The organism is Sphingomonas sp. Leaf5, from assembly GCF_001421155.1.
Classification (GTDB): domain Bacteria; phylum Pseudomonadota; class Alphaproteobacteria; order Sphingomonadales; family Sphingomonadaceae; genus Sphingomonas.
The window spans coordinates 1-25,747 of the sequence record NZ_LMJZ01000016.1 but is presented as its reverse complement, the minus strand read 5'-3'; the positions used below and the strand labels follow the sequence as shown (position 1 = coordinate 25,747).

20 protein-coding genes are annotated in these 25,747 nt (G+C 66.5%); 7 read left to right on the top strand and 13 right to left on the bottom strand.

The window, feature by feature from the left end; genetic code table 11:
* Positions 1–8: 8 nt before the first annotated feature.
* On the bottom strand, positions 9–212 hold the full coding sequence (gene rpmI, locus ASE50_RS11165) for a 50S ribosomal protein L35 (protein WP_055757212.1): 204 nt from the start codon (positions 210–212) through the stop codon (positions 9–11).
* Positions 213–369: 157 nt separating this feature from the next.
* Between rpmI and ASE50_RS11160 the strand changes: the two genes are divergently transcribed.
* Entirely contained in the window at positions 370–2,490 is a 2,121-nt protein-coding gene (locus tag ASE50_RS11160; RefSeq protein WP_056400136.1) for an AsmA family protein, read from the top strand.
* A gap of 255 nt (positions 2,491–2,745) precedes the next feature.
* Here the strand turns inward: ASE50_RS11160 and ASE50_RS11155 are convergent, their stop codons facing one another.
* From ASE50_RS11155 to ASE50_RS18290, 6 genes are all read right to left on the bottom strand, one after another.
* Positions 2,746–3,525: an SDR family oxidoreductase gene (locus ASE50_RS11155; protein ID WP_056400134.1), complete on the bottom strand. Its 780-nt coding sequence runs from the start codon at positions 3,523–3,525 to the stop codon at positions 2,746–2,748.
* Positions 3,526–3,535: 10 nt separating this feature from the next.
* Positions 3,536–4,303 (bottom strand): ABC transporter permease, encoded by a 768-nt coding sequence (locus ASE50_RS11150; protein ID WP_056400131.1) that lies wholly within the window; start codon positions 4,301–4,303, stop codon positions 3,536–3,538.
* Positions 4,300–5,235, bottom strand: a complete 936-nt coding sequence (locus ASE50_RS11145) for an ABC transporter ATP-binding protein (protein ID WP_056400130.1) — start codon at positions 5,233–5,235, stop codon at positions 4,300–4,302. Before ASE50_RS11145 ends, ASE50_RS11150 begins: the two co-directional genes overlap by 4 nt.
* Before the next feature lie 55 nt (positions 5,236–5,290).
* Positions 5,291–6,022, bottom strand: a complete 732-nt coding sequence (locus ASE50_RS11140) for a DsbA family protein (protein WP_056400127.1) — start codon at positions 6,020–6,022, stop codon at positions 5,291–5,293.
* Between the two features lie 2 nt (positions 6,023–6,024).
* Positions 6,025–7,380 carry a M48 family metalloprotease gene (locus tag ASE50_RS11135; protein WP_056400123.1) on the bottom strand — a complete coding sequence of 452 codons (1,356 nt, stop codon included), beginning with the start codon at positions 7,378–7,380 and terminating at the stop codon, positions 6,025–6,027.
* Positions 7,381–7,451: 71 nt separating this feature from the next.
* Positions 7,452–8,024: a response regulator gene (locus ASE50_RS18290; protein ID WP_162236190.1), complete on the bottom strand. Its 573-nt coding sequence runs from the start codon at positions 8,022–8,024 to the stop codon at positions 7,452–7,454.
* 43 nt (positions 8,025–8,067) lie between these two features.
* Here ASE50_RS18290 and ASE50_RS11125 point away from each other — a divergent pair, with 43 nt between their 5' ends.
* The 3 genes from ASE50_RS11125 to ASE50_RS11115 all read left to right on the top strand — a co-directional run bounded on the left by ASE50_RS11125 (position 8,068) and on the right by ASE50_RS11115 (position 12,175).
* The gene (locus tag ASE50_RS11125; protein ID WP_056400116.1) at positions 8,068–9,198 is read left to right on the top strand and encodes a phosphoserine transaminase; all 1,131 of its coding nucleotides are present in this window, start codon (positions 8,068–8,070) and stop codon (positions 9,196–9,198) included.
* Positions 9,199–9,340: 142 nt separating this feature from the next.
* A complete protein-coding gene (gene serA, locus ASE50_RS11120) occupies positions 9,341–10,918 on the top strand; it encodes a phosphoglycerate dehydrogenase (RefSeq protein WP_056400113.1) in 1,578 nt (525 codons plus the stop codon).
* A gap of 153 nt (positions 10,919–11,071) precedes the next feature.
* The gene (locus ASE50_RS11115; protein ID WP_056400110.1) at positions 11,072–12,175 is read left to right on the top strand and encodes an ATP phosphoribosyltransferase regulatory subunit; all 1,104 of its coding nucleotides are present in this window, start codon (positions 11,072–11,074) and stop codon (positions 12,173–12,175) included.
* A gap of 35 nt (positions 12,176–12,210) precedes the next feature.
* Here ASE50_RS11115 and ASE50_RS11110 read toward each other — a convergent pair whose 3' ends face one another.
* On the bottom strand, positions 12,211–12,720 hold the full coding sequence (locus ASE50_RS11110; RefSeq protein WP_056400106.1) for a MucR family transcriptional regulator: 510 nt from the start codon (positions 12,718–12,720) through the stop codon (positions 12,211–12,213).
* A gap of 328 nt (positions 12,721–13,048) precedes the next feature.
* Here ASE50_RS11110 and ASE50_RS11105 point away from each other — a divergent pair, with 328 nt between their 5' ends.
* A complete protein-coding gene (locus ASE50_RS11105; RefSeq protein WP_056400103.1) occupies positions 13,049–14,365 on the top strand; it encodes a sensor histidine kinase in 1,317 nt (438 codons plus the stop codon).
* Positions 14,366–14,520: 155 nt separating this feature from the next.
* On the opposite strand, the gene ASE50_RS11100 is transcribed toward ASE50_RS11105, so the two are convergent.
* The gene (locus tag ASE50_RS11100) at positions 14,521–17,295 is read right to left on the bottom strand and encodes an Rne/Rng family ribonuclease (RefSeq protein WP_200909511.1); all 2,775 of its coding nucleotides are present in this window, start codon (positions 17,293–17,295) and stop codon (positions 14,521–14,523) included.
* 462 nt (positions 17,296–17,757) lie between these two features.
* On the opposite strand from ASE50_RS11100, the gene ASE50_RS11095 reads away from it, so the two are divergent.
* Entirely contained in the window at positions 17,758–19,044 is a 1,287-nt protein-coding gene (locus ASE50_RS11095; RefSeq protein WP_056400099.1) for an N-acetylmuramoyl-L-alanine amidase, read from the top strand.
* Between the two features lie 261 nt (positions 19,045–19,305).
* On the opposite strand, the gene ASE50_RS11090 is transcribed toward ASE50_RS11095, so the two are convergent.
* From ASE50_RS11090 to ASE50_RS11075, 4 genes are all read right to left on the bottom strand, one after another.
* On the bottom strand, positions 19,306–19,839 hold the full coding sequence (locus ASE50_RS11090; protein WP_056400094.1) for a SixA phosphatase family protein: 534 nt from the start codon (positions 19,837–19,839) through the stop codon (positions 19,306–19,308).
* The gene (locus tag ASE50_RS11085) at positions 19,836–22,538 is read right to left on the bottom strand and encodes an ATP-dependent DNA helicase (RefSeq protein ID WP_056400087.1); all 2,703 of its coding nucleotides are present in this window, start codon (positions 22,536–22,538) and stop codon (positions 19,836–19,838) included. Before ASE50_RS11085 ends, ASE50_RS11090 begins: the two co-directional genes overlap by 4 nt.
* Before the next feature lie 184 nt (positions 22,539–22,722).
* A complete protein-coding gene (locus ASE50_RS11080) occupies positions 22,723–23,049 on the bottom strand; it encodes a hypothetical protein (RefSeq protein ID WP_056400085.1) in 327 nt (108 codons plus the stop codon).
* Positions 23,050–23,092: 43 nt separating this feature from the next.
* On the bottom strand, positions 23,093–23,986 hold the full coding sequence (locus ASE50_RS11075; RefSeq protein WP_056400082.1) for a bestrophin family protein: 894 nt from the start codon (positions 23,984–23,986) through the stop codon (positions 23,093–23,095).
* A gap of 81 nt (positions 23,987–24,067) precedes the next feature.
* On the opposite strand from ASE50_RS11075, the gene ASE50_RS11070 reads away from it, so the two are divergent.
* Positions 24,068–25,636 (top strand): lysine--tRNA ligase, encoded by a 1,569-nt coding sequence (locus ASE50_RS11070; protein ID WP_056400149.1) that lies wholly within the window; start codon positions 24,068–24,070, stop codon positions 25,634–25,636.
* Positions 25,637–25,747: the final 111 nt, after the last annotated feature.

Sequence of the window (25,747 nt, the reverse complement as noted above, 5' to 3'; positions counted from 1 at the left end):
AGTACTCCTTAACGAAGGCCGTAGGGCGCCCACGCCTTGACACGGGCGGTGTCGGCGTCGGCCAGGACCGAAGTCCCGCGATTCTGGCGGATGTACTTCGCGTTGTGCGAAATCAGGCGGTGGCGCTTGCCCGCGACACCGTGCTTGATCTTGCCGGTGGCGGTGAGCTTGAAGCGCTTCTTCACGCCGCTCTTGGTCTTGAGCTTGGGCATTTTGGTCTCCTCAAAAATCACGACGTGCGGATTGCCGCGGCAGCCCCAGATGGCCGGGCGAATCCCTTCGGAGTCGTGGAAAGAGCGCGCCCCTAACCCGGATAGGGGCCGAACGCAACCACCGGAACTCGTTACGCACCCGAACGGTTGAGGAGCGATGGCCGAAGTTTCCCCGACTGCCGGCGCATCCGACGCCCCCCGCCGCCGCCGCGACTGGCGGCGTATCGCGCTGCGGACGGTCGTCGGGATCGTCGGCGCGCTGTTTCTCGCCTGGCTCATCCTGTTCATGACCAAGGGCCGGTTCCTGAAGGGGACGTTCGAACGGATCGCAACGTCAGGCAGCGGCCGCACGGTCCGGGTCGCCGGCGATTTCCAGTTCTATTTCAACCCCGTCGACCTGAAGTTCCTTGCCGAAGGATTGTCGGTATCGAACCCCGACTGGGCGGGCGGCGGCAATCTGTTCGAGGCGAAGAAGCTCGACAGTTCGACCGCAACGCTGACCTTCCTGTTCGGGCGGCGGCGGGTCAACTGGCTCGAGCTCGACGGCGCGCGTGCCGACCTGCACTGGGACGCCGCGCGCAAGCGCAACACCTGGACCTTCGGCGATCCGGACAAGCCGGGCAAGAAGCTCGATTTGCCGATCGTCCGCGCGGGCACGTTCCGCGATACGCGCATCCGCTACCGTGACCCGCAATTCCTGCTCGACGGCAATTTCACGCTCGACACGGTCGAAACCAGCGACGCGCAATTCGCCGGGGCGATCCGTGCGGCGGGGCAGGGGACGGTGCGCGGTCGTCCGTTCCGGCTGACCGGCCAGTTGCAGTCGCCCGACGCGACGATCCGTGGGGGACAGAATCGACTGACCGCACGGATCGAAGTGGCGCGTTCGGTCGCGATCCTTGCTGGCACCTTGCCGGGGCCGACCGAGCTCGACGGATCGAACCTTGCCGTCCGTCTGCGCGGGCGCAACCTGTCGGACGTGTTCGCGGTGCTGGGCATCGTCACGCCCGATACCCGTACCTATCGCCTGACCGGGCGGATGACCAAGGACGGTGCCGACTGGAAGTTCATGCGGCTGCGCGGGCGGTTCGGCGACAGCGATCTGGCCGGCAGCCTGACCGTCACCCAGCGCGAACCGCGCCTGCTGCTGACCGCCGACCTGACCTCGCGCACGCTCGACATCGTCGATATGTCGGCGTTCGTCGGCTACGACCTCGAACGCGTCGAGGCACAGGGCGCTGCGGGCGTGATCCAGCGCGAGGGCGGGGCCCCGCGCCTGCTCCCCGATGCAAAGCTCAATGTCGAGGCGCTGCGTAATTTTGATGCGAAGGTCCATTACAAGGTCGCCACCGTCCGCGCCCGCAGCCTGCCGGTGTCCGACGTCAACCTGACACTCGATCTGAACGACCGCCTGCTGAAGCTGTCACCGCTGACCTTTGCGATGGCGCGCGGCAATGTCGCGTCGGACGTGGTGATCGACGCCCGCCGCCGTCCGGCCGTCACCGATTACGACATACGCCTGTCGCCGACGCCAATGGGCCGGTTGCTGGCCGGCTGGGGCGTCGAGGAGGCGGGAACGTCGGGCACGGTCAAGGCGCGGGTGAAACTGACCGGCTCCGGCGACACCGTGCAGGAGTCGCTGGCTACGTCGAATGGGCGGATCGCGATCATCCTGCCGGCCGGCAGCTTCTGGACGCGCAACGTGCAGCTGTCCGAACTCGACCTCGGCACCTTCGCGCAAAAGATGTTCGAGGGTCGGTTGAAGGAGCCGGTGCGGATCAATTGCGGATTGATCGGCTTTACCGTGCGCGGCGGCGTCGCGGCGGCGGACCCGATCCTGATCGATACGCAAAAGAATGTGATGATCGGGCGTGGCGGTTTCAGCTTCCGCAACGAATCGATCGATCTGGCCTTTCGCGCCGATTCCAAACGCTTCTCGTTTCTGGCGGGCCAGTCGCCGGTCGGTATCGGCGGCTATTTCGCGCAGCCGCGCTATTCGGTCATCAGCCCCGAATTGCTCGGACGAGCCGGTGCGGGCCTCGGCCTCGCCCTCGTAGCGACGCCGCTCGCCGGTGTGCTGGCGTTCGTCGATCCGGGCGATGCGAAGGGCGCGGCCTGCGGCCCGATCCTCGCCGGCGCGACGGCGCGGGCACAGCGGACCAAGGGCGGCGAACCGCGCGACGATGTCGGCCGCGGCACGACCGCCAAGGCCGAGGACGGGCGATCGAACCGTGGCGAGCGCAAGGAACAGCGGAAAAAGTTTCTCGGGATCTTCTGAGAAAGGAGAATGGGGTTGACGCGGGGGCGCGGAGAAGAAGGAGCAGATGGATTTTCGCGCGAAGGCGCAAAGGGCGCAAAGAGGGAGCGCCTGCCGCAACAGCGGCTCTTCGACTTGACCGCAACGAGCGAGAGGCTTCACCAAAGCTACAATGGTCGTCCCGGACGCAAACCCTTTGCGTCCTTAGCGCCTCCGCGCGAACAACCCTTCTACTTCTCCTCCGTGTCTCCGCGCCTCCGCGCCTCCGCGTGAACCTCACATAATCCCCGGAAACGCCCCGCCATCGATCAACAGACTTTGCCCGGTAATAAACCCGGCCTTGTCCGAACACAGGAACGCACACGCTGCGCCGAACTCGGCAGGGTCGCCAATCCGCTTGGCCGGGATCGCCTCGGCCCGCTTCGCCTTTTCCTCGGCCGGGGTGGTGCCGTTCTTCTGTGCCGCCGCCTCGCTCATCGATGCGATGCGCGCGGTGTCGAACGATCCGGGCAACAGGCCGTTGATCGTCACGTTCGATCCCGCCACCTGTCGCGCGATCCCCGCGACGAACCCGGTCAGCCCCGCCCGTGCGCCGCTCGACAGGTCGAGTCCCGGCAGCGGCATCTTGACCGATCCCGAGGTGACGTTGACCACCCGTCCGAACCCGCGCGCGACCATGCCGGGCAGCACGGCCTGCAACAGCAGCGCCGGGGTGACGAAATTGCTCTCCAGCCCGGCGCGGATGCCGTCGGCCGCCAGTTCGGTATAGGGTTTGACCGGCGGCCCGCCATTATTGTTGACCAGAATATCGGGTTCGGGACAGGCGGTGAGCAACGCGGCGCGGCCTTCCTCGGTCGACAGGTCTCCGACGACCTCGATCACCGTCACGCCGGTCTCTTCGCGGATCGCCGCCGCCGTCGCCGCCAGTTTCGCCGCGTCGCGCCCGTTGACCACGACGTCGACCCCGGCCCGCGCCAGTTCCAGTGCGCAGGCGCGGCCCAGCCCGGCGCTCGATGCGCACACGATCGCCTTGCGGCCGGCAATTCCCAGATCCATGCGGACTCCCTTATTTCTTCAGCCGCCACCCGGTGCGGAAGATCACCGCGATCACCGTGACGCAAATGCACAGGAACGCGAACGTCGCGCCGAGGCTCGCGGCCACCGAAACATCGCCCGCCCCGAAAAAGGTCCAGCGAAACCCGCTGATCAGATAGACGATCGGGTTGAACAGGCTGATCGTCCGCCAAATGCCGGGCAGCATGTCGATCGAATAGAAGGCCCCGCCCAGAAACGTCAGCGGCGTCACCACCAGCAGCGGGATGACCTGCAACTGTTCGAACCCCTTGGCCCACAGTCCGAGAATGAAGCCGAACAGGCAGAAGGTCACCGCGACGAGCAGCAGATAGCACAGCGCCCAGAACGGGTGCGCGACCTGCACGTCGACGAACAGATGCGCGGTGGCAAAGATCACCAGCGCGACGATCACCGACTTGCTCGCCGCCGCTCCGACATAGCCGACCAGCGTTTCCAGCGTGGAAACCGGTGCCGACAGCAATTCATAGATGGTGCCCGACCATTTCGGCATGAAGATACCGAAACTGGCGTTGAAGATGCTTTCGGTCAGCATCGTCAGCATCATCAATCCGGGGACGATGAACGCGCCGTACGGCACGCCGCCGACCTCGTTCATCCGGCTGCCGATCGCGGTGCCGAACACCACGAAATACAGCGATGTGGTGATGACCGGCGTCGCCAGCGACGTCCACAGCGTCCGCCCGAACCGCGCCAGTTCGAAACGATAGATGGCCAGTACGCCATGCCAGTTGAAGGTCATGCCCGGCCCTCCTGTTCATGCACCAGCCCGACGAAGATGTCCTCGAGGCTCGATTGTTTCGTCGCGATATCCTTCCATGCAATCCCGGCTTCATCGGCGGCACGCAGCAGCGCGCGCACGCCATTGTCCTCGGCATTGGCGTCGAAGGCGAAGGTCAGCGCATGCCCTTCGTCGGACAGGGTCAGCGGCCAGCGCGCAAGGGCCGCGGGTATGTCGGCGATCGGTTCGGGCAGCGTCAGCGTCAGCGTCTTCTTGCCCAGCTTGCGCATCAGCGCCGCCTTCTCCTCGACCAGGATCAGCCGACCCTTGGCGATCACCCCCACCCGGTCGGCCATCTCCTCGGCCTCCTCGATATAATGGGTGGTCAGGATGATGGTGACGCCGCGCGACCGCAGGTCGTGGACCAGCCGCCACATGTCACGGCGCAGTTCGACATCGACGCCCGCGGTCGGTTCGTCGAGGAACAGGATGTCGGGTTCGTGGGACAGTGCCTTGGCGATCATCACCCGGCGTTTCATACCGCCCGACAACTCGGTCATCTTGGCATCACGCTTGTCCCACAGCGTCAGGTCGCGCAGCAGCTTTTCGATGAACGCCGGATCGCCGTGCCGTCCGAACAGCCGGCGCGAAAAGGTGACGGTCGCCATCACCGTCTCGAACGCGTCGGTCAGCAATTCCTGCGGCACCAGCCCAATCCGGGTCCGCGTCTCGCGATAATCGTGGACCGTGTCGAACCCGGCGGCGGTGATCGTCCCTGCGCTCGGCGTGACGATGCCGCACACGATGCTGATCAGCGTCGTTTTGCCCGCCCCGTTCGGGCCCAGCAGCGCGAAGATCTCGCCCTTGCCGATGTTGAGATCGGTCGGCTGCAACGCGACCGTGCCGGACTTGTACGTCTTGGCGACGCCCCGGATCGAAAGAATGGTGTCCATGGCGCGGCTTGTCCCATGGTTTGATGACGGAGAAAAGGCTGGGTTCGGTTCTGCGCTAGACGGCGGGTGCCGATTTTGCCTTGCGCGCTTCCGCGACCGCTGCCTGCAACGCCGGAAGCGTCTGCGCACCGCCCAGCACCTGATCACCCACCACCCACGACGGCGTACCGCTGAAGCCGAGCAGGCTCATGACCTTCATATTGCGTTCGATTTCTCCCGCGATCTGCGGCGATGCGATCGCGGCGCGCGCGGCGTTCATGTCGAGCTTCGCGGTCCCCGCCGCCGCCTCGATCGATTCGGCATCGACCCGGCCGGCGGCGTAGAGCGCGTCGTGGAACGGTTTGAACTTGCCCTGCAACGCCGCGGCCAATGCCCATTCGGCGGCGGTGCGGCTGCCCTGCGACAGGATCGGCAATTCGCGGTAGACGATCCGGACGTTCGGGTCGCTCGCGATCAGGCCGGTAATCGCGGGCAGGCTGGCGCGGCAGAAGCCGCAGGCATAATCGAGATAGGCGACGACGCTGACATCGCCGTTCGGATTGCCCGCGACCGCCCCCGGAAAGGGTTCGACGATCGCCGCGCGGTTGGCCGCGACTGCCAGCCCGGCCTGCTTCGCCTGCAACCGCCGCAGTGCTTCGGGCAGAATTTCGGGATTGGCGAGGATATAGTCGCGCACCACCGTCTCGGTCGCCGCGCGATCGGTCGCGACCCGTTGCGCGACGATCGCGCCGCCCGCACCCGCCAGCGCTGCTGCCGCCAGCATCGCGATATTGCCCGACCGGCCCATGGTCAGCCCCGCCGCCTGCGATTGCGCTTCTCTTCCTCGAACGCGGTCTGCGACGTCATCTGTATATCCTGTGCCCTGATCCAGTCGCGCGACCCCTGCGGCAACAGCGCCATCGCCCGCCGCGCACTGGCCAGCGCCATGCCGGTGTCGCCGATCAGCGACGTATATTCCGCCATCGCCAGCGCGACGCGCGCCGGATCGCCGCGTCGTTCGTACAGGATGCTCAGCTGGTACCAGGCGAACGGGTTCTGGTTGTCGCGCGCCACCGCCTGTTTCAGCACCCGTTCGGCTTCGTCCAGCAGCGCCGGGTCCTCCGCCGCGATCAGCGCATGGCCGAAACTGGCGGCGATCAGCGGCGACGACCGTGTCCGCTCGGTCGCCTCGCGCAGCGCCGACAATGCTTCCTTGGCTTTGCCCGATTCGAGCAGGATCTGCCCTTCGAGTTCAAGGAAATAGGGGTCGTCGGGCGTCGATTTGACCAGCGCCAGCGTCTCGTCCGCCGCCTGCTCGGGATAGCCCGATTTGTGATAGGCATAGGCGCGGGCATAATGCGCATAGATGCTCTGGTCGGTGGCCGGATAGCGGCGCAGCGTATCCTTGGGATCGCTGACATAGCCGCGCAGCTTCGCCTGCACCCGCTTGAACCGGATTTCCAGCGCGGGGTCGGTCTTAACCTTGAACGACGGCGAAGATTGAACATCCTGCGTCAGATTGGCGATCCGCTCCCCACTCAGCGGATGGGTGCGCTGGTAGCTGTTGTCCTGCGGGATCGCGAGGCGATATTCGAGGTTCTGGAGCTTCTTGAAGAAGTCCAGCATCCCCTCGCCCGAAATGTTCGCACTCCGCAGGAACCGCGTGCCGGCGGCGTCGGCCGAGCTTTCCTGCGTCCGGCTGAACGCCAGATAGCTGCCCATCGCCGCTTGTTGGCCGGCGGCGAGGATGCCTGCACCCGCCTCTCCCGCACCCGCCGCCATCGCCGCGACGCCCAGCAACAGGCTCAAGACGGTGATGCCGGTCGCAGGTGCCATGCCGCGCCCGGCCAGCGGCACGTGCCCGCCGACGATATGGCCGATTTCATGGGCGATTACGCCCTGTACCTCGTTCGCGTCGTCGGCCGCGTCGATCAGTCCCGAATGGACATAGACCGTCTGACCACCCGCGACGAAGGCGTTGATCGACTTGTCCTGCAGCAACACGACGTTGAAATTGCGCGGATCGAGTCCCGCCGCCACCGCGATCGGCCGCGACATATCGTTCAGCAACGCCTCGGTCTCGGCATCGCGCAGCACTGATTGCGCGGCGGCCGGCTGTACGAACAGGAGAATGGCGGCAGCGATGCCGCCCAGCGCGCGCTTCATGGATGTCCTTATCGGCGAAGGGCCGGACGCGGGTCAACGCCGCGTGTGGGCGCGGCGCGCTGAACTGGAGGTTAAGCGCTCGCCACCATCTCACGATGATTGCCGAACAGCTTGATCCCCGTCGGCGGCGCGGAAAGGTCGCCGGCACGCGCACGCACCGCGAAATCGACGATCCGACCGACTGATTCGTAACCGCATGGCTTGGAGACGACGCCCAACGCGCCTTCGATACCGTCGTTCAGCAAATTCGGGTTGGCGGTCAGGAAGATGACCGTCGTGCCATAATTGCAGCCCAGCAATCGTCCGATCATCGGGCCGGTCGGTCCGTCGCGCAGATTGCAGTCGACCAGAGCGACGTCGGGCCGTGCCACGGCCAATTCCATCGCCCCGATCATATCGGCGGCGATGCCGACCGGCCGATAGCCATGCTCTTCCAGCGACGCTTCCAGATCGATCGCGACCAGCATTTCATCCTCGACGATGAGAACGGTGGCCGAGGATGGGTACGCTATGGACATATCAACAGAACGCAACGCGGCGAGTCGCGGACGGTTCCCGCAAAGATCGTGCGTCTTTGGTCGCATCGGCGCAACAACATGGGTTGTATCGGACAAGACACGCCGGTAATGGCCGCGGCGGGCCACGCTGTCCCAACGCAGCGCGTGCTCTCTGTGAGGAGAGACTGACATGACTGATCTTCCGCCTAAGCCGGCTACGACTCCCGCTCGCCCGTATTTCTCGTCCGGGCCTTGTGCCAAGCCGCCGGGCTGGTCCGCCGACCGCCTCAACCCCGTCAGCCTCGGCCGGTCGCACCGTTCGAAGATCGGCAAGCAGCGTCTGCAAGTTTGCATCGACCTGATGCGCGAACTGCTCAAGCTGCCCGACACCCATCGCATCGGCATCGTCCCCGGTTCCGACACCGGCGCGTTCGAAATGGCGATGTGGACGATGCTCGGCGCACGTCCCGTCACCGCGCTCGCATGGGAAAGCTTCGGCGAAGGCTGGGTGACCGACGCGGTCAAGCAGTTGAAGATCGATCCGACCGTCGTGCGCGCCGACTATGGCCAGCTGCCCGATCTGGCCGCGATCGACTGGACCAGCGACGTCCTGTTCACGTGGAACGGCACCACCAGCGGCGTGCGCGTGCCGAACGCCGATTTCATTCCGGCGGACCGCGAAGGCCTGTCGTTCGCCGATGCGACGTCGGGGGTGTTCGCCTATGACATCGACTGGGCGAAGATCGACGTCGCGACCTTCTCCTGGCAGAAGGTGCTGGGTGGCGAAGGCGCGCATGGCGTCCTGATCCTCGGCCCGCGCGCCGTCGAACGGCTCGAAACCTATACTCCCGCCTGGCCGCTGCCGAAGGTCTTCCGCCTCGTGTCGAAGGGCAAGCTGACCGAAGGCGTGTTCAAGGGCGAGACGATCAACACGCCGTCGATGCTGGCGGTCGAGGACGCGATCTTCAGCCTCGAATGGGCGAAGTCGCTGGGTACTGACGGCCTGATCGCGCGTAGCGATGCCAATGCCGCCGCGCTCGACAAGATCGTCGCCGAGCGTGACTGGCTCGGCCATCTTGCCGCTGATCCGGCGACCCGGTCGAAGACCAGCGTCTGCCTGACCGTCGAGGGTGCCGACGAGGGGCTGATCAAGAAGATGGCGTCGCTGCTAGAAGCTGAACATGCTGCCTATGATGTCGCGGGATACCGCGATGCGCCGGCGGGCCTGCGCATCTGGTGCGGCGCGACCGTCGATACGGCGGATATCGAGGCGCTCGGGCCGTGGCTCGACTGGGCCTACGCGACGGCGAAGGCGGCCTGAACCAATAGCCCTCTCCCCTTCAGGGGAGAGGGTTGGGAGAGGGGACTGCCTCTCTCGTTATCCTAACAATCAATAGGGCCGGGTTGCGCGGCACTGCCCCTCTCCCCGGCCCTCTCCCCTGCAGGGGAGAGGGAGACATGACATGCCCAAGGTACTGATTTCCGACAAGATGGACCCCAAAGCCGCCCAGATCTTCCGCGAACGCGGGGTCGAGGTGGACGAAATCACCGGCAAGACGCCCGAAGAACTGATCGCGATCATCGGCGACTATGACGGTCTCGCCATTCGCAGCTCGACCAAGGTGACCAAGGCGATCCTCGACGCGGCCAAGAACCTGAAAGTCGTCGGCCGCGCCGGTATCGGTGTCGATAACGTCGATATCCCCGCCGCCTCGGCTGCCGGTGTCGTCGTGATGAACACGCCGTTCGGCAACTCGATCACCACCGCCGAACACGCCATCGCGCTGATGTTCGCGCTCGCGCGTCAGCTGCCCGAGGCCGATGCCTCGACGCAGGCCGGCAAGTGGGAAAAGAACCGCTTCATGGGCGTCGAGCTGACGGCCAAGACGCTGGGTCTGATCGGAGCCGGCAATATCGGGTCGATCGTCGCCGATCGCGCGCAGGGGCTGAAGATGAAGGTCATCGCCTTCGACCCGTTCCTGTCGCCCGAACGCGCGATCGAGATCGGCGTAGAGAAGGTCGAGTTGGACCAGCTGCTGGCGCGTGCCGACTTCATCACGCTGCACACGCCGCTGACCGACCAGACCCGCAACATCCTGTCGGCGGAGAACATCGCCAAGACCAAGAAGGGCGTGCGCATCATCAACTGCGCGCGCGGCGGTCTGGTCGACGAGGTCGCGTTGAAGGCGGCACTCGACAGCGGTCATGTCGGGGGTGCGGCGCTGGATGTGTTCGCGCAGGAACCGGCAAAGGAGTCGCCGTTGTTCAACACGCCGAACTTCGTCTCGACCCCGCATCTGGGCGCGTCGACCAGCGAAGCGCAGGTCAACGTCGCGATTCAGGTCGCCGAACAGATGGCCGATTTCCTGGTATCGGGCGGCGTCACCAACGCGCTGAACATGCCGTCGCTGTCGGCCGAAGAGGCACCGCGCCTGAAACCCTATATGGCGCTTGCCGAAAAGCTGGGCAGCCTCGTCGGGCAGCTGACCACTGGCGCGATCGCCCGCGTATCGGTGCACAGCGAAGGTGCCGCCGCCGAACTGAACCAGAAGCCGATCGTCGGCGCGGTGCTGGCCGGGTTCCTGCGCGTCCAGTCGGACACGGTGAACATGGTCAACGCCCCGTTCCTCGCCAAGGAACGCGGCATCGAGGTGCGCGAAGTCCGCAACGACCGCGAGGGTGATTACCACACGCTGATCCGCGTCAGCCTCAAGACCGAAGCAGGCGAGCGTTCGGTCGCCGGCACGTTGTTCGGCAACGCCCAGCCGCGGCTGGTCGAACTGTTCGGCATCAAGGTCGAGGCCGATCTGGCCGGCCATATGCTCTATGTCGTCAACGAAGACGCGCCCGGTTTCATCGGCCGCATCGGCACGACGCTGGGCGAAGCGGGCGTGAACATCGGTACCTTCCACCTCGGCCGCCGCGATGCCGGTGGCGAAGCGGTGGTGCTGTTGTCGGTCGACGAAGCGGTGACGCCGGAACTGGTGGCGAAGGTCCGCGCGCTTCCGGGCGTCAAGACGGTGATGCCGCTGACGTTCTGATCGGTTCGTTGTTGTGAGCGGACGGGCTGTCGGAGCGATCCGGCAGCCCGTTTGCGTTGGCACGACCACATTATGCCCCCGAGGTGACGTGGTTGGCTGGGCGGATGTAGTCCCCGGTTTCACCGCTCGCCGACTCGCGCTAGGGGAAACTCCATGAACGATACCGGCCTCCTGCCCGAAGGGTTTCACGACCGCCTGCCCCCCGCCGCCGACGGCCTGCGCCGGTTCGAAGGGGCGGTGCTCGGCGTCGCGCATGGCTATGGCTATGAACAGGTCGATCCGCCGCTCGCCGAGTTCGAGGCGGGGCTGGCTGGTCGGTTGAAGGGCACGGCGGCGACCGATGCGGTGCGCTTCGTCGATCCGGTCAGCCAGCGGACGCTGGCGATCCGTCCCGACATCACCGCACAGGTCGCACGGATCGCCGCGACGCGGATGGGCCACCACCCACGCCCGGTGCGGCTGTCCTATGCCGGTCCGGTGCTGAAATTGCGCGCGGGCGAACTGGCTCCCCGGCGGGCATCGCGACAGATGGGGGCCGAGTTGATCGGCCGCGACAGCGTGGCGGCAGCGACCGAGATCGTGACCGTCGCGGTCGAGGCGCTGGCGGCGGCGGGCGTCACCGGCATCTCGATCGACTTCACGCTGCCCGATCTGGTCGCGACCTTGGCCGGCGATCCGCCGGGGCCACAGCATGCCGCGCTGATCGCGGCGCTGGATGCGAAGGATGCCGGTCGCGTCGCCGCGATCGATCCGGCCTATCTGCCGCTGGTCGAGGCAGCGGGGCCGTTCAACACCGCGCTCGCCCGGTTGCGCGCGACCGATCAGGCCGGACGGCTGGCGTCCCGGCTCGACGCGATCGAGGCGGTGGCGGCGACGCTGGCCGGCCGCGTCGCGGTGACGCTCGATCCGACCGAGCGGCACGGCTTCGAATACCAGAGCTGGCTCGGCTTCTCGCTGTTCGCGCAGGGGGTGCTGGGCGAGATCGGGCGGGGCGGCAGCTATATGGTGTGCCATGCCGACGGCCGCGAGGAACCGGCGGTCGGCTTCTCGCTCTACGCCGATGCGCTGCTCGATGCCGGTTTGGCTGCAAAGGATCGGCGGCGGCTGTTCCTGCCGATCGGTATCGATCCGGCGGCGGCGGCGCGCCTGCGCAGCGAAGGCTGGGTGACGGTCTCGGCGCTCGACGCCGACGACACGCCCGAGGCACAACTGTGCACCCATCGCTGGTCCGACGGCGCGATCGTGCCGCGCACATAAGGGACGGGGCGGCACGATGGCCGCCCCGTTCCTGTTTATTCAGCAGCCTTGGGCTTGCGACCACGACGGCGCGGTGCGTCGCCGGCATCGCCCTCGGCGGCGGCTTCACCGGTGTCGGCATTGCGCGCCTTGCGACCTAGCCCGATGCGCTTGGCCATGTCGCGGCGGCTCTGCGAATAGGTTTCGGCGACCATCGGATAGTCGGGACGCAGGCCATAGCGTTCGCGATAGGTTTCCGGGGTCAGACCGTGTCCGGCCAAATGACGGCGCAGCGTCTTGTACGGCTTGCCGTCGATCATCGAAATGATGTGGTCTTTCGACGCCAGCGACTTGCGCACCGAAACGGCGGCAACATGGTCCTGCTGCGGCGCGGCCTCTTCCGGTTCGACATTGCCCGAAGCCAGGCCCAGAACCGTCGCGTGCATGGTTTGCAGGAACGCCGGAACATCCTCGGCGGCGACACGGTTATTGCCGTTGTTCAACCAGGCGATGGTCAGTTCGGTGGCTAGTTCGATCGCGTTCAGTTCGGAACCGTCTTCGGACATGGAGTTCTCCTTTTCTGGACTGGCCTTTGCGTTGCCTGAACCTTCGGGTCAATAGGTCCGATCTGGATCAAAGGAAGATTTGGTCAGAGTATGAGAAATATTCTGCCGCTTTCAACCCGTCGTCGTCAATTGTTTAACCCAGGTTGATCTGAAACCGCCGATCGCATCGGGATCGAACAACCGGAACACGAATATTCGCAGTAGATTATGCCGGACCGGACAATGTTCGAACGACGATGGTGCGCCGCAAAAACAGAGAGGCAAATAGGTAATGGAGTTGCCGGTATCGGACGCGAACGATCCTGTCTGGCAAGACATCGTGGAAAGAATGCCGGTACTGGCGTGGATCGCCGATCGCGATGGACGGCTCCTGTGGGGCAATCGTCGCTGGCATGCGGAGATCGATACGGTATCGATCGGTGATCTTTGGACCGGATCCTTGCCACCGGAGACGCGCGACGCGACCATGACGGCATGGGCCGCCGGCACGGCCGCCGGGGGAGCGTTTCCGCTGATTATCGGCTGCTGCGATCGGACCGGTAACGGCACTATCGACTTCATGGTCACGCCCACCACGCCTGACCCACAAGGCCGCCCCCGCTGGTTCGTCACGGCCGGCGACGCCGTTCGGCAACGCCATGCGGACAGCGCGCAGGTCGCGGCGCAGGCCGAACTGGATACGCTGACCAATGCCATGCCGCAGATGGTGTGGGCCACCCGGCCGGACGGCTTTCACGATTTCTACAACGCCCAATGGTATCGCTTCACCGGCATGCCGGCCGGCTCGACCGATGGCGAGGAATGGAACGGCATGTTCCATCCCGATGACCAGGAACGGGCATGGGAACGGTGGCGGCACAGCCTGCGGACCGGCGAAGCCTATGAGATCGAATATCGGCTGCGCCATCGCAGCGGCACCTTTCGCTGGGTGCTGGGCCGTGCCTTGCCGGTGCGGGACGGCGATGGACGGATCGTGCGCTGGATCGGAACCTGTACCGACATCGATTCGGCCAAGCGCGCCGCCGAACAGAATGATATCCTCAGCCGTGAACTCAGCCACCGCATCAGGAACATTTTCGCGATCATCAGCGGACTGATCCGCATGTCGGCGCGGCAGATGCCGGCGATGCGCGGGTTTGCCGACGATCTTGCCAAGCGGATCGCGGCACTGGGCGCGGCGCATAATTTGGCCCGGCCGCACAGCGATGTTTCGCGGCCGACTGTCGGCGACGCGACCCTGCATCATGTGCTGCGTGAACTCCTGTCACCTTATGCCGACCGTCAGTGGCGGGTGAGTGGCGATGACGTCCCGCTCGATGATCGCGGGGCAACGCCGATCGCGCTGATGTTCCACGAACTGGCGACCAACGCCGCCAAATATGGCGCATTGTCGACACCCGAGGGCGCGGTGACGATCGAGACCCGGCGCGACGGGGAACAGGTGACGATCGATTGGCGCGAAACGGGTGGGCCGGCGATCGATCACGTGCCGGACACCGCCGGTTTCGGCACGCGCTTGGCGACGCTCAGCATCGAACAGCAATTGGCAGGGACGATCACGCGCGACTGGCGGCGGGACGGGCTGTCGGTACGCATCGACGTGCGATGCGACGCTCTGATTCGCGCGCCGTTGGCCCAGCGGTAGCGCAGTTATCAATCCTGTTGCATCGCCGTCATTGCCCGGTACGCGACCGGTGACGCGGCGGGCCAATCCTCCAACCTGATCGGAAACCGCTTCAGGCGTAAAAAAAGGGCGGCCCGTTGAGGCCGCCCTTTCGTCACTGGCAAGGATCGTCGCGATCAGTTGCCGAAGGTGCGCTGCCACCAGCCGCGACGGGGCGATGGGTTTTCGCCATCGGCGGCCGCTTCCTCGTTCGCCGGCGTTTCTTCGGGTTCCGGTTCGGCAGCGACTGTTTCGGGTTCCGCCGTAGCAGCCGCTTCGGTCACGTCCGCCGTTTCGGCAGGCTTGCGACGCGGTGCACGGCGCTTCTTGGGGGCAGGGGTTGCTTCTGCTTCGGCCTCGACCGGAGCCGGTGCTTCCTCGACCACGGCCGGCTCGGCATCGGCCTTGCGACGACGCGTCCGCTTCGGCTTGGGGGCTTCGGCGGCCGGCTCGACCTCGGCGACCGGGGGCTCGACCGGTGCGGGCACCACGAACGGCGCGGCATCGCCTGCCTCGATGGTCACCGGTTCGGCCGGCGTCGGCTCGGCATTGGTCTCGACCTTCGCACGTGCGCTCGGGCGGCGACGGGTCCGCTTGGGCGCGGGCGTCGGTTCGGCTTCGACCAGGTCGGGCTCGACGACCGGTTCCGCTGCGGCGGGTTCGGCAACCACCGCCGGTTCGGCAACATCGTCCTCGACCGGGAGGTCGGCGACCGCCCCCGCACCGTCGGCGGCATCGAACGCACCGTCGCCACGACGACCACCGCGGCGACCACGCCGGCGACGCTTGCGCCGGCTACCATCATCGGCGGTTTCGGTTTCGGGCGCGGCATCGTCGGCGACGTCGCTTTCATCCGTCTCGGCGTCGACGACAACGGCATCGACCGTCTCGTCATCGGCGTCGACCGCGTCGTCACCATCCGATTCGATATCGGCATCGTCGCCGGCTTCGCCCTCGACGTCGCCTTCCTCACGGTTGCGACCGCGACGGCCGCGACGACGGCGGCGGCGCTTGCCACGACCTTCGCCCTCGTCATCGCTGCGCGGCGGACGGGCGGTTTCCTCGACCGCGTCTTCCTCGATCTCCTCGTCGATCTCGTCCTCGATGTCCTCATAGGCATCGTCTTCATCGTCGACGATGACCAGCGGCTCGATCTTGGGCGGATGCGCCGGCGGCGGGCCGGAGGCTTCGACCGCCATGCGCGCGCCCTCGATCTCGGCATCGGGCACGATCTCGACCGTCACGCCATAGCGGTCCTCGACCTCGGCGATATCGGCGCGCTTCTTGTTCAGGACATAGAAGGCCGCCTCCTGGCTGGCGCGCAGCACGATCAGCGATCCGCGACCGCGCGCGGCCTCGTCCTCGATCAGGCGCAGCGCCGACAGGCCCGCCGACGACGCGGTGCGGACCAGGCCCGTGCCCTCGCAATGCGGGCACTGGCGGGTCGATGCCTCCAGCACGCCGGTGCGCAGCCGCTGGCGGCTCATTTCCATCAGGCCGAAGGCGGAGATACGGCCGACCTGGATGCGGGCGCGATCGTTCTTCAGCGCCTCCTTCATCGCCTTCTCGACCTTACGGACGTTGGAGCCATGGTCCATGTCGATGAAGTCGATGACGACCAGACCGGCCATGTCGCGCAGCCGCAGCTGGCGGGCGATTTCCTGCGCCGCCTCGAGGTTGGTCGCGGTGGCGGTCTGCTCGATATTGTGCTCGCGGGTCGAGCGCCCCGAGTTGATGTCGATCGACACCAATGCCTCGGTCGGGTTGATGACCAGATAGCCGCCCGATTTCAGCTGCACGACCGGATTGTACATCGCGGCCAGCTGATCCTCGACATGCGCGCGCTGGAACAGCGGCACGGCGTCGGCATACTGCTTCACCCGGCGCGCATGCGCGGGCATCAGCAACCGCATATATTCCTTGGCGTGGCGGAACCCGTCCTCGCCCTCGACGATCACCTCGTCGACATCCTTGTTATAGATGTCGCGGATGGCGCGCTTGATCAGGTCGCTGTCGCCATAGACCAAAGCGGGCGCCGACGAGGTCAGCGTCTGGTCGCGAATCCCGTCCCACAGCCGCGCGAGATAATCGAAGTCGCGCTTGATCTCCTGGCGCGAGCGCTGGAGCCCGGCGGTGCGGACAATGCAGCCCATCGACGCCGGCAGCGTCAGTTCGGCCATGATCGACTTCAACCGCTTGCGATCGGCGGCCGAGCTGATCTTGCGCGAAATGCCGCCGCCATGCGCGGTGTTGGGCATCAGCACGCAATAGCGGCCGGCGAGCGACAGATAGGTCGTCAGCGCCGCACCCTTGTTGCCGCGCTCTTCCTTGACGACCTGCACCAGCAGCACCTGCCGGCGGCGGATGACGTCCTGGATCTTGTAGCGACGACGCAGGTTCAGCCGGCGCTGGCGCAGTGCCTCGACCGCGGCATCGTCGCCGCCGCCCTTGCGCGGACGCGGGGCGGGGGCGTCCTCGCCTTCCTCGTCGTCGTGACGGTCGTCCTCGTCCTCGTCACGCTCGACGACCTCGACGCCGCCTTCGGCATCGTCGTCATGGTCGTGATCGTCATAATCGACGTCGTCGTCATGGTCGCCGGCGCGCAGCGCGGCTTCCTCGGCGGCGTGCGCGGCTTCTTCGGCCAGCAGCGCGTCGCGATCTTCCTTCGGGATCTGGTAATAGTCCGGGTGGATCTCGCTGAAGGCGAGGAAGCCGTGGCGATTGCCGCCGTAATCGACGAACGCCGCCTGCAGCGACGGTTCGACCCGCGTCACCTTGGCGAGGTAGATATTGCCCTTGAGCTGCTTGCGCTCGGCCGATTCGAAATCGAATTCCTCGATCCGGTTACCCTTGACGACGGCGACCCGGGTTTCCTCCCGGTGGCGAGCGTCGATCAACATCCGCGTGGTCATGATAGTGTCTCCGGGCGCGCGGGACGGCTGTGCCAGTCGGCGCGCCTAAACGCGCGGCGGGGTCCATGCCCGGTGCCTGCGCGCGATTGCTGGGATATGCGTCTGCTCGCACGGGCAGTCCGGGAATTTCCGGGCGGACAACCGTCGCCCCGACGCCGACCGCGACAGCGGCACAGGCGGTACGGGACGGAAATTGCCACATGCGAACATCAACCTGAATAAATCCCGCAGGCGGTTGCGCGCGGGATGTCGCATCGGTTCCGCTGGGACAGGCCCGGGACCGACGTGGGCACAGGCGTAGCATTCGTCATCGTGAACGGCAACAGCGCGGGCATGCTTCCTTACACGGTTATCTTTGCCGGTGATTTAGGTTAAATTAAGTTTTACCAGGGTTATTAGGGGCCGTTTGAACCACGTGCCGATACGGCATGGTTCGCGAACAGGGGGAAGAGGCGCTTCGTCATGGCTTTGCGCTGGACCATCTTCGGGATTGGACGGGCAGGCGCGCTGCATGCGGCCGCGCTGATCCTGTCGTGCGCGACGCTCGCATCGCCTGCCGCCGCGCAGCGCGTTGATGTGGTCGACGTGGCGAACGACCGCATCGTCCTGCGCTTCGACGCCCCGGCGCATGGTGCCAGCAGCTTCACCATGGCCGGTCCCGATCGTATCGTCGTCGACCTCGACGGTATCCGCCCCGGTGGCCGCAGCAATGCCGGTGGATCGGTACGCGCGATCCGGCAGGGCGTGCGCGGCGATGGCGGCAGCCGGATCGTGCTCGACCTGACCGAATCGGCGATGGTTACCGGCGGCAGTTTTTCGGACGGCGGACGCCGCCTGACGCTGGACCTGCGGCCGGTGACCGTACAGCGTTTCGCGCGGGCGGCGGGTGCCGGCCGCATGCGGTTCCAGCAGCAGCCGGTGGTCGGCGCGATCGTGCCGGTGGCATCGTCGGCGGCGATGGTCGTCGACCGGCGGCAACGCGCGACCGCCAGTGTCGCCGTACCCGTCGCACGCCCGCGCCGTGGCCTGCCATTGCCACGGGTAGAGGGCGACGCCGATCGGCCGCTGGTCGTGATCGACGCCGGCCATGGCGGCCATGATCCCGGCGCGATCTCGCCGCATGGCGGCCTGCGGGAAAAGGATCTGACGCTCAAGACCGCGCGGGCGATCCGCGACGCGCTGCTGGCCGGGGGGCGCGTCCGTGTCGCGATGACGCGCGATCGCGACCAGTTTCTGGTGTTGCAGGAACGCTATGCGATCGCCCGTCGACTGGGCGGCAGCCTGTTCATCTCGGTCCATTGCGACAGTGCGGATAACCCTGACGCCAGCGGAGCCAGCATCTACACCCTGTCCGAAGTTGCATCGGACCGCGAAGCCGCCCGGCTGGCCGCGCGCGAGAACAAGGCCGATATCCTCGCAGGGGTCGATCTCGGCCGGCAACCGGCCGACATCTCATCGATCCTGATCGACCTGACGCAGCGCGAGACGATGAATGAATCGGCGGGCTTCGCGCGGTTGCTCGGGCGTGAAGCGAAGGGCGTGATCCCGCTCAAATCCAATTACCACCGCATGGCGTCGCTGATGGTGCTCAAGGCCCCCGACCTGCCATCGATCCTGTTCGAAACCGGCTATCTGTCGAACGAGGGAGATGCGAAGCGGCTCGATTCGGCGGAGGGGCGGCGGGCGATCGCGAAAAGCGTGACGCAGGCGGTGGAAATCCACTTCGCCCGGCGAATGGCGGCGCGCTGAACCTTTGTTACTGGCGTCGCCCCAGCAAAGGCTGGCGTCTGATCCAGCCACATCGAACCGGGCGTCATCCCAGCGAAGGCTGGGATCTCCCGATGACAGCACGCGGCAGGAGCCGCTTGAGACCCCGGCCTTCGCTGGGGTGACGTTATCTATGCAGATGGATCAAACGCTGGGGCCTCGTGCGGCTCTTGCCCCGCACACAACCGGGATACCCCAGCCTTCGCTGGGGTGGACGTTGCCTCCGAACCGGCGCAATCGCCTCTAATCGTGCCCCGGCCCCAGGCTCGGGTCCAGATCGCGGGGCCGCACGAACGTGACCAGATGCCCGCAGCCATCACCGGCGCTGGCCCAATCGCCGTCCAGCTCCAGCACCGCGACGCTGGCGGTCGGAAACTTCTCCTCGACCGTGCCGCGCAGCGGGTTGCTCTCGGCCGACAGTAGCAGGACCAGATCCTCCAGCCCCGGATTATGCCCGACCAGCAGCGCGCGATCGACAGTGGCGGGCAACGCTCGGACGGTATCGAGCAACGTTCCCTCCGAAGCCAGATACAGCGCGCGGTTGCTCTGTTCGTCGGGCAACGTGCCATAGCCGCGCCGGAAATGATCGAGCGTCTCGACGACGCGGGTCGCGGGGCTGGCGACCAGATGATCGAATTTGAGGCCCAGTTGCCGCACATGCGCGCCCATCGCTGTCGCGGCCCGTGCGCCCTTCGCGTTCAGCGGCCGGTCGAAATCGCGCAGGATGGCATCGTCCGAGCTCGACTTGGCGTGGCGCAGCAGCGTCAGCGTCTTCATGGCAAGGGCTCCATCGGCAGGGCATGCGCCCCATGCCCGACTTCCGCGCTCAAGGAAAGGGCACGCGCGACCGCTTCGTCCAGCGTGCAGCGGCTGACCGGTGTCCCATCGGGGAACGCGCCCAGCAGCCGCGACGGCATCGCCGCCGACAGCAGCACGAACAGCCCGCGATCGTCGGCGCGCCGGATCAGCCGCCCGAACGCCTGTGCCAGCCGCGCGCGCACCATCCGGTCGTCATAGGCGCTGCCACCCCCCGCCAGTCGCCGCGCGGCATGGAGCACGCCGGGCTTTACCCATGGCACCCCCTCCATCACCACCATCCGCAGCGAATGACCGGGCACATCGACCCCGTCGCGCAGCGCATCGGTGCCGATCAGCGAGGCGCGCGGGTCGTCGCGGAAGATGTCGACCAACGTACCGGTGTCGATCGGGTCGACATGCTGCGCGTAGAGCGGCAATCCGTCGCGCGCGAGGCGGTCGGCGATGCGCGCATGGACGCCGCGCAGCCGCCGGATCGCGGTGAACAGCCCCAGCGTGCCGCCCCCCGCGGCGACGATCAACCGGCCATACGCATTGGCGAGCGCGGGCAGGTCGCCACGCTTCACATCGGTGACGATCAGCGCCTCGGCTTGGGTCGCATAGGCGAACGGGCTGGTCGCGGCGAAATGGGTCGGCGGGCGCATGAGGTGCGGCGCACCGACCCGCGCATCGGCCTGCGTCCAGTCGCCGCCCGCGCGCAGCGTCGCGGAGGTCACCAAGACGCCATGCGCGGGCTTCAGCACCGTTTCGGCAAAGGGGCGGCCGGGATCGAGCCAGTGGCGGTGCAGCCCCATGTCATATTCGCGCCCCTCGACCCGTTCGACGGTCAGCCAGTCGACGAAATCGGGATCGACCGGCCCGCCGACCCGCGCCAGCAGCCGCCCCCATGCCGCGACCGTCTCCGCCCGCCAGCCGAGCGAAGCGATCGCCCCCTCGATCCGCGCGCGCGCCGGGCCGTCCATCCAGTCCGGCCCCTCGGTCAGCACCGCTTCCAGCCGCTTGCCGAGCGCGATCAGCGGGCGCAGCAGTGCATCCAGTGCCTGCGCGGCCGGCCCGGCGGCATCGACCAGTTCGGGCGGCGGTTCGGTCAGTTCGGTCTCCAGACCATAGCCCGCCTCGCCATCCTTGGCGCGCGCGAACACCGCGCCGCGCACGCAGGCCAGCAATTCCTCGACCGGGCCGAACGGATCGCCCTCCTGCACGCGCGCCAGCCAGCCATCGGCGGGCAGCAGCCGCGCGGCATCGACCGCCGCCGCCACCGCCTCGCCGCCTGCCGCGTCATAGCTGGCGACATCGGACAGCCGCGCCGCGAGGCCCCGCCGCCGTCCGCGCCCGCCGCCCTCCGGCCCCAATACCCAGCGGCGGATCTCGATCGCCTCCATGCCGGTCAGCGCGGCGGAGAACATCGCATCGGCGGCATCAAACAGGTGATGGCCTTCGTCGAACACGTAGCGGGTCGGGCGCGTGCCGGTCTCACGCCCGCGCGCGGCGTTGACCATCACCAGCGCATGGTTGGCGATGACGATATCGGCCTGTGCTGACGCCCGCGCCGCACGTTCGATGAAGCATTTCCGGTAATGAGGGCAACCGGCATAGATGCATTCACCGCGCCGGTCGGTCAGCGCGGTCGATCCGTTGCGGCGGAACAATGTCGGCAGCCAGCCGGGCAGGTCGCCGCCGACCATGTCGCCATCGGCGCTATACGCCGCCCAGCGCGCGACGAGGTGCGCCAGCACCGCCGCCCGCCCCTGAAACCCGCCCTGCAACGCGTCTTCGAGATTGAGCAGGCACAGATAATTCTCACGCCCCTTGCGCGTCACGACGCGGGCGCGGCGTTCGGCGGGATCGGGAAAGACGCGTTCGCTTTCCTGTGCGAGCTGGCGTTGCAGTGCCTTGGTAAAGGTTGATACCCACACCGCGCCATCGGCGGCCTCCGACCACAGCGACGCGGGCGAGAGATAGCCGAGCGTCTTGCCGATGCCGGTTCCTGCCTCTGCCAGTACCAGATTGGGCGTGTCGCGGGCGACGCGCGGGGCAAAGGCGTCGGCGGCGGCGGCGGCGAACGCGCGCTGGCCGGGGCGCGGCTCGGCACCCTGACCGGTCAGGGTGGCCAGCCGTTCGGCGATCGCATCGGGGGACAGCGTCACCGTCCGCGGCGCACCCCGCGGTGGCGCTTCCTCCCATTCGGGCAGCTTCGAGAACAGCCAGCGTTCGGCGGTGGCGGGTTTCGGCAGCACCTGTCCCAAGGCCGGTGCCCATGGCCAGCGCAGGCGGAACAGCGATTGCGCGGCGGTCCACGCCCCTTCCTGTTCGGGCCATGGCGCAGACGCGGTCGCGATCAGTTCCGCCGCCGCATCGCGCAGCAGCGCCGCGACGCCCGCTTCCTCGGCCGGCAGCGTCAGCTTCAGCGCCTGCGCGATCCCCTTCGGCGTCGGCACCGCGAACCGCGCCGGGTGGACGAACGCGAACAGTTCGAGCAGGTCGAGCCCCGACAGTTCGGCATAGCCCAGCCGCTGGCCGATCAACGGCGCGTTGAGGACGATGGTCGGGGTATCGGCGACCAGCGCGATCGCCTCCCCCCGGCTGACCTCGCGCGTGCCCGTGGCATCGGCGATCCAGACGCCCGAATGGCTGGCGTGCAGGGCGGGGTAGGAGAGCATCGGAACGCCTTACCGCGAGAGCCGCCGGAACGGAAGTGGAACGCGCCAAATCCTCCCCGGTACGGGGAGGGGGACCGTCCGCAGGACGGTGGAGGGGGATCGCCGCGCAATGCAACCGCTCCGTACGAGGACACCCCCCTCCACCATGCTGCGCATGGTCCCCCTCCCCGTGCCGGGGAGGATGTCAGGCGTCGATCTTCTCGCGCTGGCGGTCCGCCCATTCCTTGCCTTCGTCACCGCCCCAGAGCAGCCACGCGATATAGCCCGCCGAGGGATCGTCATCGTCGCCCCAGCGATGCGCCCTGGTATCCTTGTCGACGCCGTGGCGCGCGAAATAGCTGTGCATCGATTTGACGTCGTCATCGGACATCGGGCCGCCGTCGACGATCTGCTTCGCCCGCTTCACCCCGACCTCGGTCCCGCCGCGATCGAAGGTCTCGTGCAGCTTCAGGCCCTTTTCGGCGTTCGCCGCCATCTTCTTCGTCGGTTTGTGCTCGTCGGCCATCGTCATCCTCCGTCGATGGCCCAACCCGTTCAGCCGGCGGCGCGTTCCGTCACCACAACACGCCCTTGTCCGGGGTCAGCGGTTGCGGGGCCGGATCGCCGATCGCCTGCAACAGGTCGATCTCGATCGTCCGGCACATCGCAGTCAGCGGCAGGTCGTGGATGGTGTTGGCGAACGGATCGGCCAGATCCTCGCCGATCTGCAACACCGCAAGGAACATCAGCCCGGCCAGACCCGACCCAAGCGGCGTGGCGATACCCAGCGTTTCGACCAGCCCGATCGGCAGCACGATGCAGAACAGCTTCGTAAACAGCGACGGCAGGAACCGATACTGCACCGGCAGCGGCGTGTTCTTGATCCGCTCCATGCCGCCCTGCGCGTTGGCGATGTCGATCAGCACGCTTTCGAGGCCGGTCTGCTGGATACTGTCGATCCATCCGCGGCGCTGCGCCTCGGCGATGCGCGAACCGGTACCGTCGAGCAGCCCGTTGGCGACGTTGGTCCGCCCCAGCGGCTCGCCCGCCTCGTCACGCGACAGCAGGCGATGCACCTCGTCCTTCGAATCCAGCTTGCGCAACTGGCAGCGCAGCGCGTGAACATAGGCGATATGCCGCAGCACGATCGACCGTTTCAGATCGCGCTTCTGCCCTTCGTTTTCCGGCCCGATATACGAGATCGCGCCGCGCGCGAGGTTGCGCGACGCGTTGATCATCAACCCCCAGAGCGATCGCGCCTCCCACCACCGGGCATAGGCCGAGTTCACCCGGAAGCCGAGAAACAGCGCCAGCGCCGAACCGAAGATCGTCAGCGGCAGCGACGGGGCCTTGAACGGCAACACGAAGTACACGACGGTGACGATCACGTCCCAGACGAACAGGGCGAGCGCCGGTTTCCACACTTCGGCGACGATACGGGGCAGGCGGGGTGCGTCGGAAACGATCATCGCTCCACGCTACGCCCAACCGGCGGCATGGTTGCATCGCAACAGGTGGAAATATTGCGGCCGAGCGCGTATCGGGATCGGATGACCCACCCAGACATCCGCAATGCAGCATTGGTTTCAAAAGCTTGGCCGTATGAAGAGGCGCGCAAGCTGTTGAAGCGCTATCCGGACGGAAAGCCGGGTGGCGAACCGGTCCTGTTCGAAACCGGCTATGGTCCGTCGGGGTTGCCGCATATCGGTACGTTCAACGAAGTGCTGCGAACGACGATGGTCCGCAAGGCGTTCATGGAATTATCGGATCAGCCGACCCGCCTGATCGCGTTTTCGGACGACATGGACGGCCTGCGCAAGGTGCCGGACAATGTGCCCAATGGCGACCTGCTGCGCGAGCATCTGGGCAAGCCGCTGAGCGAAATTCCCGATCCGTTCGGGACGCATGCCAGCTTCGCCGCGCACAACAACGCCCGGCTGCGCAGCTTCCTCGACCAATATGGGTTCGATTATGAATTCGCGTCGTCGACCGATTATTATCGCGGTGGCAGGTTCGACGCGGCGCTGAAGGGCATTCTGCGCCACTATCAGGCGATCCTCGACATCATGCTGCCGACGCTGGGGGCCGAACGTCGTGCGACCTATTCGCCGGTGCTGCCGATCTCACCGACCAGCGGCATCGTGTTGCAGGTCCCGGTCGAGGTGCTCGACGCGGAGACCGGCATGGTCGCGTTCCTGGACGGCGACACCCGCGTCGAACGATCGATCCTGTCGGGCGGTGCCAAGCTGCAATGGAAGGTCGACTGGGCGATGCGCTGGGTCGCACTCGGCGTCGATTACGAAATGGCGGGCAAGGATCTGATCGACTCGGTCACCCAGTCATCGAAGATCGCCCGCGTACTCGGCGCGCGTCCGCCCGAGGGCTTCAATTACGAGATGTTCCTCGACGAACATGGCCAGAAGATTTCGAAGTCGAAGGGCAACGGCCTCAGCCTCGAACAATGGCTGACCTATGGTCCGCCCGAAAGCGTCGCCTTCTACGCCTATCGCGAGCCGAAAAAGGCCAAGCAGCTGCATCTGGGCGTGATCCCGCGTGCGATCGACGAATATTGGCAGTTCCGCGCCAATTACGCCGATCAGCCGGTCGAACAGCGGCTGGGCAATCCGGTCCACCACATCCATGGCGGTCCGCCGCCGGCCGAGACGCTGCCGGTGACCTTCGGGTTGCTGCTCAACCTGGTCGGCGTGATGGGCGATGCGACCAAGCCGCAGGTGTGGGGGTATCTGGCGAACTATGTCGAGGATGCGTCGGCGGAGCGCTATCCGGCGCTCGACGCGCTGATCGACCATGCGCTGGCGTTCACCCGCGACGTGGCGGAAAAACCCGAACGCCGCGCCCCGACCGACATCGAACGCGCCGCGCTCGAACGGCTCGATGCCGAACTGGCGGCGATGCCCGCCGATGCCGGGGCGGAGCAGATCCAGAACGCGGTGTACGAAATCGGCAAGACCGCCGGGTTCGAATCGCTGCGCGACTGGTTCAGGGCCTGTTACGAAACGCTGCTCGGTACGGCGCAGGGACCGCGCATGGGCAGCTTCATCGCGCTGTACGGCATTGGCAATACGCGCAAGCTGATCGCCGAGGCGCTGGCGCGGTAGTCGTCATTTTCGACGTCACCCCGGGCTTGACCCGGGTGTGGATTCACATTCGAAGTGCAACGGGATGAAGGCTTCGGCGGGGGTTTGGAAGCCGAGGCATTTTCGGGGCGT

What these genes read in the sequence shown, in the direction of transcription:
- ASE50_RS11115 (WP_056400110.1), top strand. Translation starts at nt 11,072, where the DNA reads ATGAACGATACCGGCCTCCTGCCCGAAGGGTTTCACGACCGCCTGCCC.
- serA (WP_056400113.1), top strand. Translation starts at nt 9,341, where the DNA reads ATGCCCAAGGTACTGATTTCCGACAAGATGGACCCCAAAGCCGCCCAG.
- rpmI (WP_055757212.1), bottom strand. Translation starts at nt 212, where the DNA reads ATGCCCAAGCTCAAGACCAAGAGCGGCGTGAAGAAGCGCTTCAAGCTC.
- ASE50_RS11155 (WP_056400134.1), bottom strand. Translation starts at nt 3,525, where the DNA reads ATGGATCTGGGAATTGCCGGCCGCAAGGCGATCGTGTGCGCATCGAGC.
- ASE50_RS11125 (WP_056400116.1), top strand. Translation starts at nt 8,068, where the DNA reads ATGACTGATCTTCCGCCTAAGCCGGCTACGACTCCCGCTCGCCCGTAT.
- ASE50_RS11100 (WP_200909511.1), bottom strand. Translation starts at nt 17,295, where the DNA reads ATGACCACGCGGATGTTGATCGACGCTCGCCACCGGGAGGAAACCCGG.
- ASE50_RS11105 (WP_056400103.1), top strand. Translation starts at nt 13,049, where the DNA reads ATGCCGGTACTGGCGTGGATCGCCGATCGCGATGGACGGCTCCTGTGG.
- ASE50_RS11160 (WP_056400136.1), top strand. Translation starts at nt 370, where the DNA reads ATGGCCGAAGTTTCCCCGACTGCCGGCGCATCCGACGCCCCCCGCCGC.
- ASE50_RS11135 (WP_056400123.1), bottom strand. Translation starts at nt 7,380, where the DNA reads ATGAAGCGCGCGCTGGGCGGCATCGCTGCCGCCATTCTCCTGTTCGTA.
- ASE50_RS11110 (WP_056400106.1), bottom strand. Translation starts at nt 12,720, where the DNA reads ATGTCCGAAGACGGTTCCGAACTGAACGCGATCGAACTAGCCACCGAA.
- ASE50_RS11070 (WP_056400149.1), top strand. Translation starts at nt 24,068, where the DNA reads ATGACCCACCCAGACATCCGCAATGCAGCATTGGTTTCAAAAGCTTGG.
- ASE50_RS11095 (WP_056400099.1), top strand. Translation starts at nt 17,758, where the DNA reads ATGGCTTTGCGCTGGACCATCTTCGGGATTGGACGGGCAGGCGCGCTG.
- ASE50_RS11075 (WP_056400082.1), bottom strand. Translation starts at nt 23,986, where the DNA reads ATGATCGTTTCCGACGCACCCCGCCTGCCCCGTATCGTCGCCGAAGTG.
- ASE50_RS11140 (WP_056400127.1), bottom strand. Translation starts at nt 6,022, where the DNA reads ATGGGCCGGTCGGGCAATATCGCGATGCTGGCGGCAGCAGCGCTGGCG.
- ASE50_RS11085 (WP_056400087.1), bottom strand. Translation starts at nt 22,538, where the DNA reads ATGCTCTCCTACCCCGCCCTGCACGCCAGCCATTCGGGCGTCTGGATC.
- ASE50_RS11145 (WP_056400130.1), bottom strand. Translation starts at nt 5,235, where the DNA reads ATGGACACCATTCTTTCGATCCGGGGCGTCGCCAAGACGTACAAGTCC.
- ASE50_RS11080 (WP_056400085.1), bottom strand. Translation starts at nt 23,049, where the DNA reads ATGACGATGGCCGACGAGCACAAACCGACGAAGAAGATGGCGGCGAAC.
- ASE50_RS11090 (WP_056400094.1), bottom strand. Translation starts at nt 19,839, where the DNA reads ATGAAGACGCTGACGCTGCTGCGCCACGCCAAGTCGAGCTCGGACGAT.
- ASE50_RS11150 (WP_056400131.1), bottom strand. Translation starts at nt 4,303, where the DNA reads ATGACCTTCAACTGGCATGGCGTACTGGCCATCTATCGTTTCGAACTG.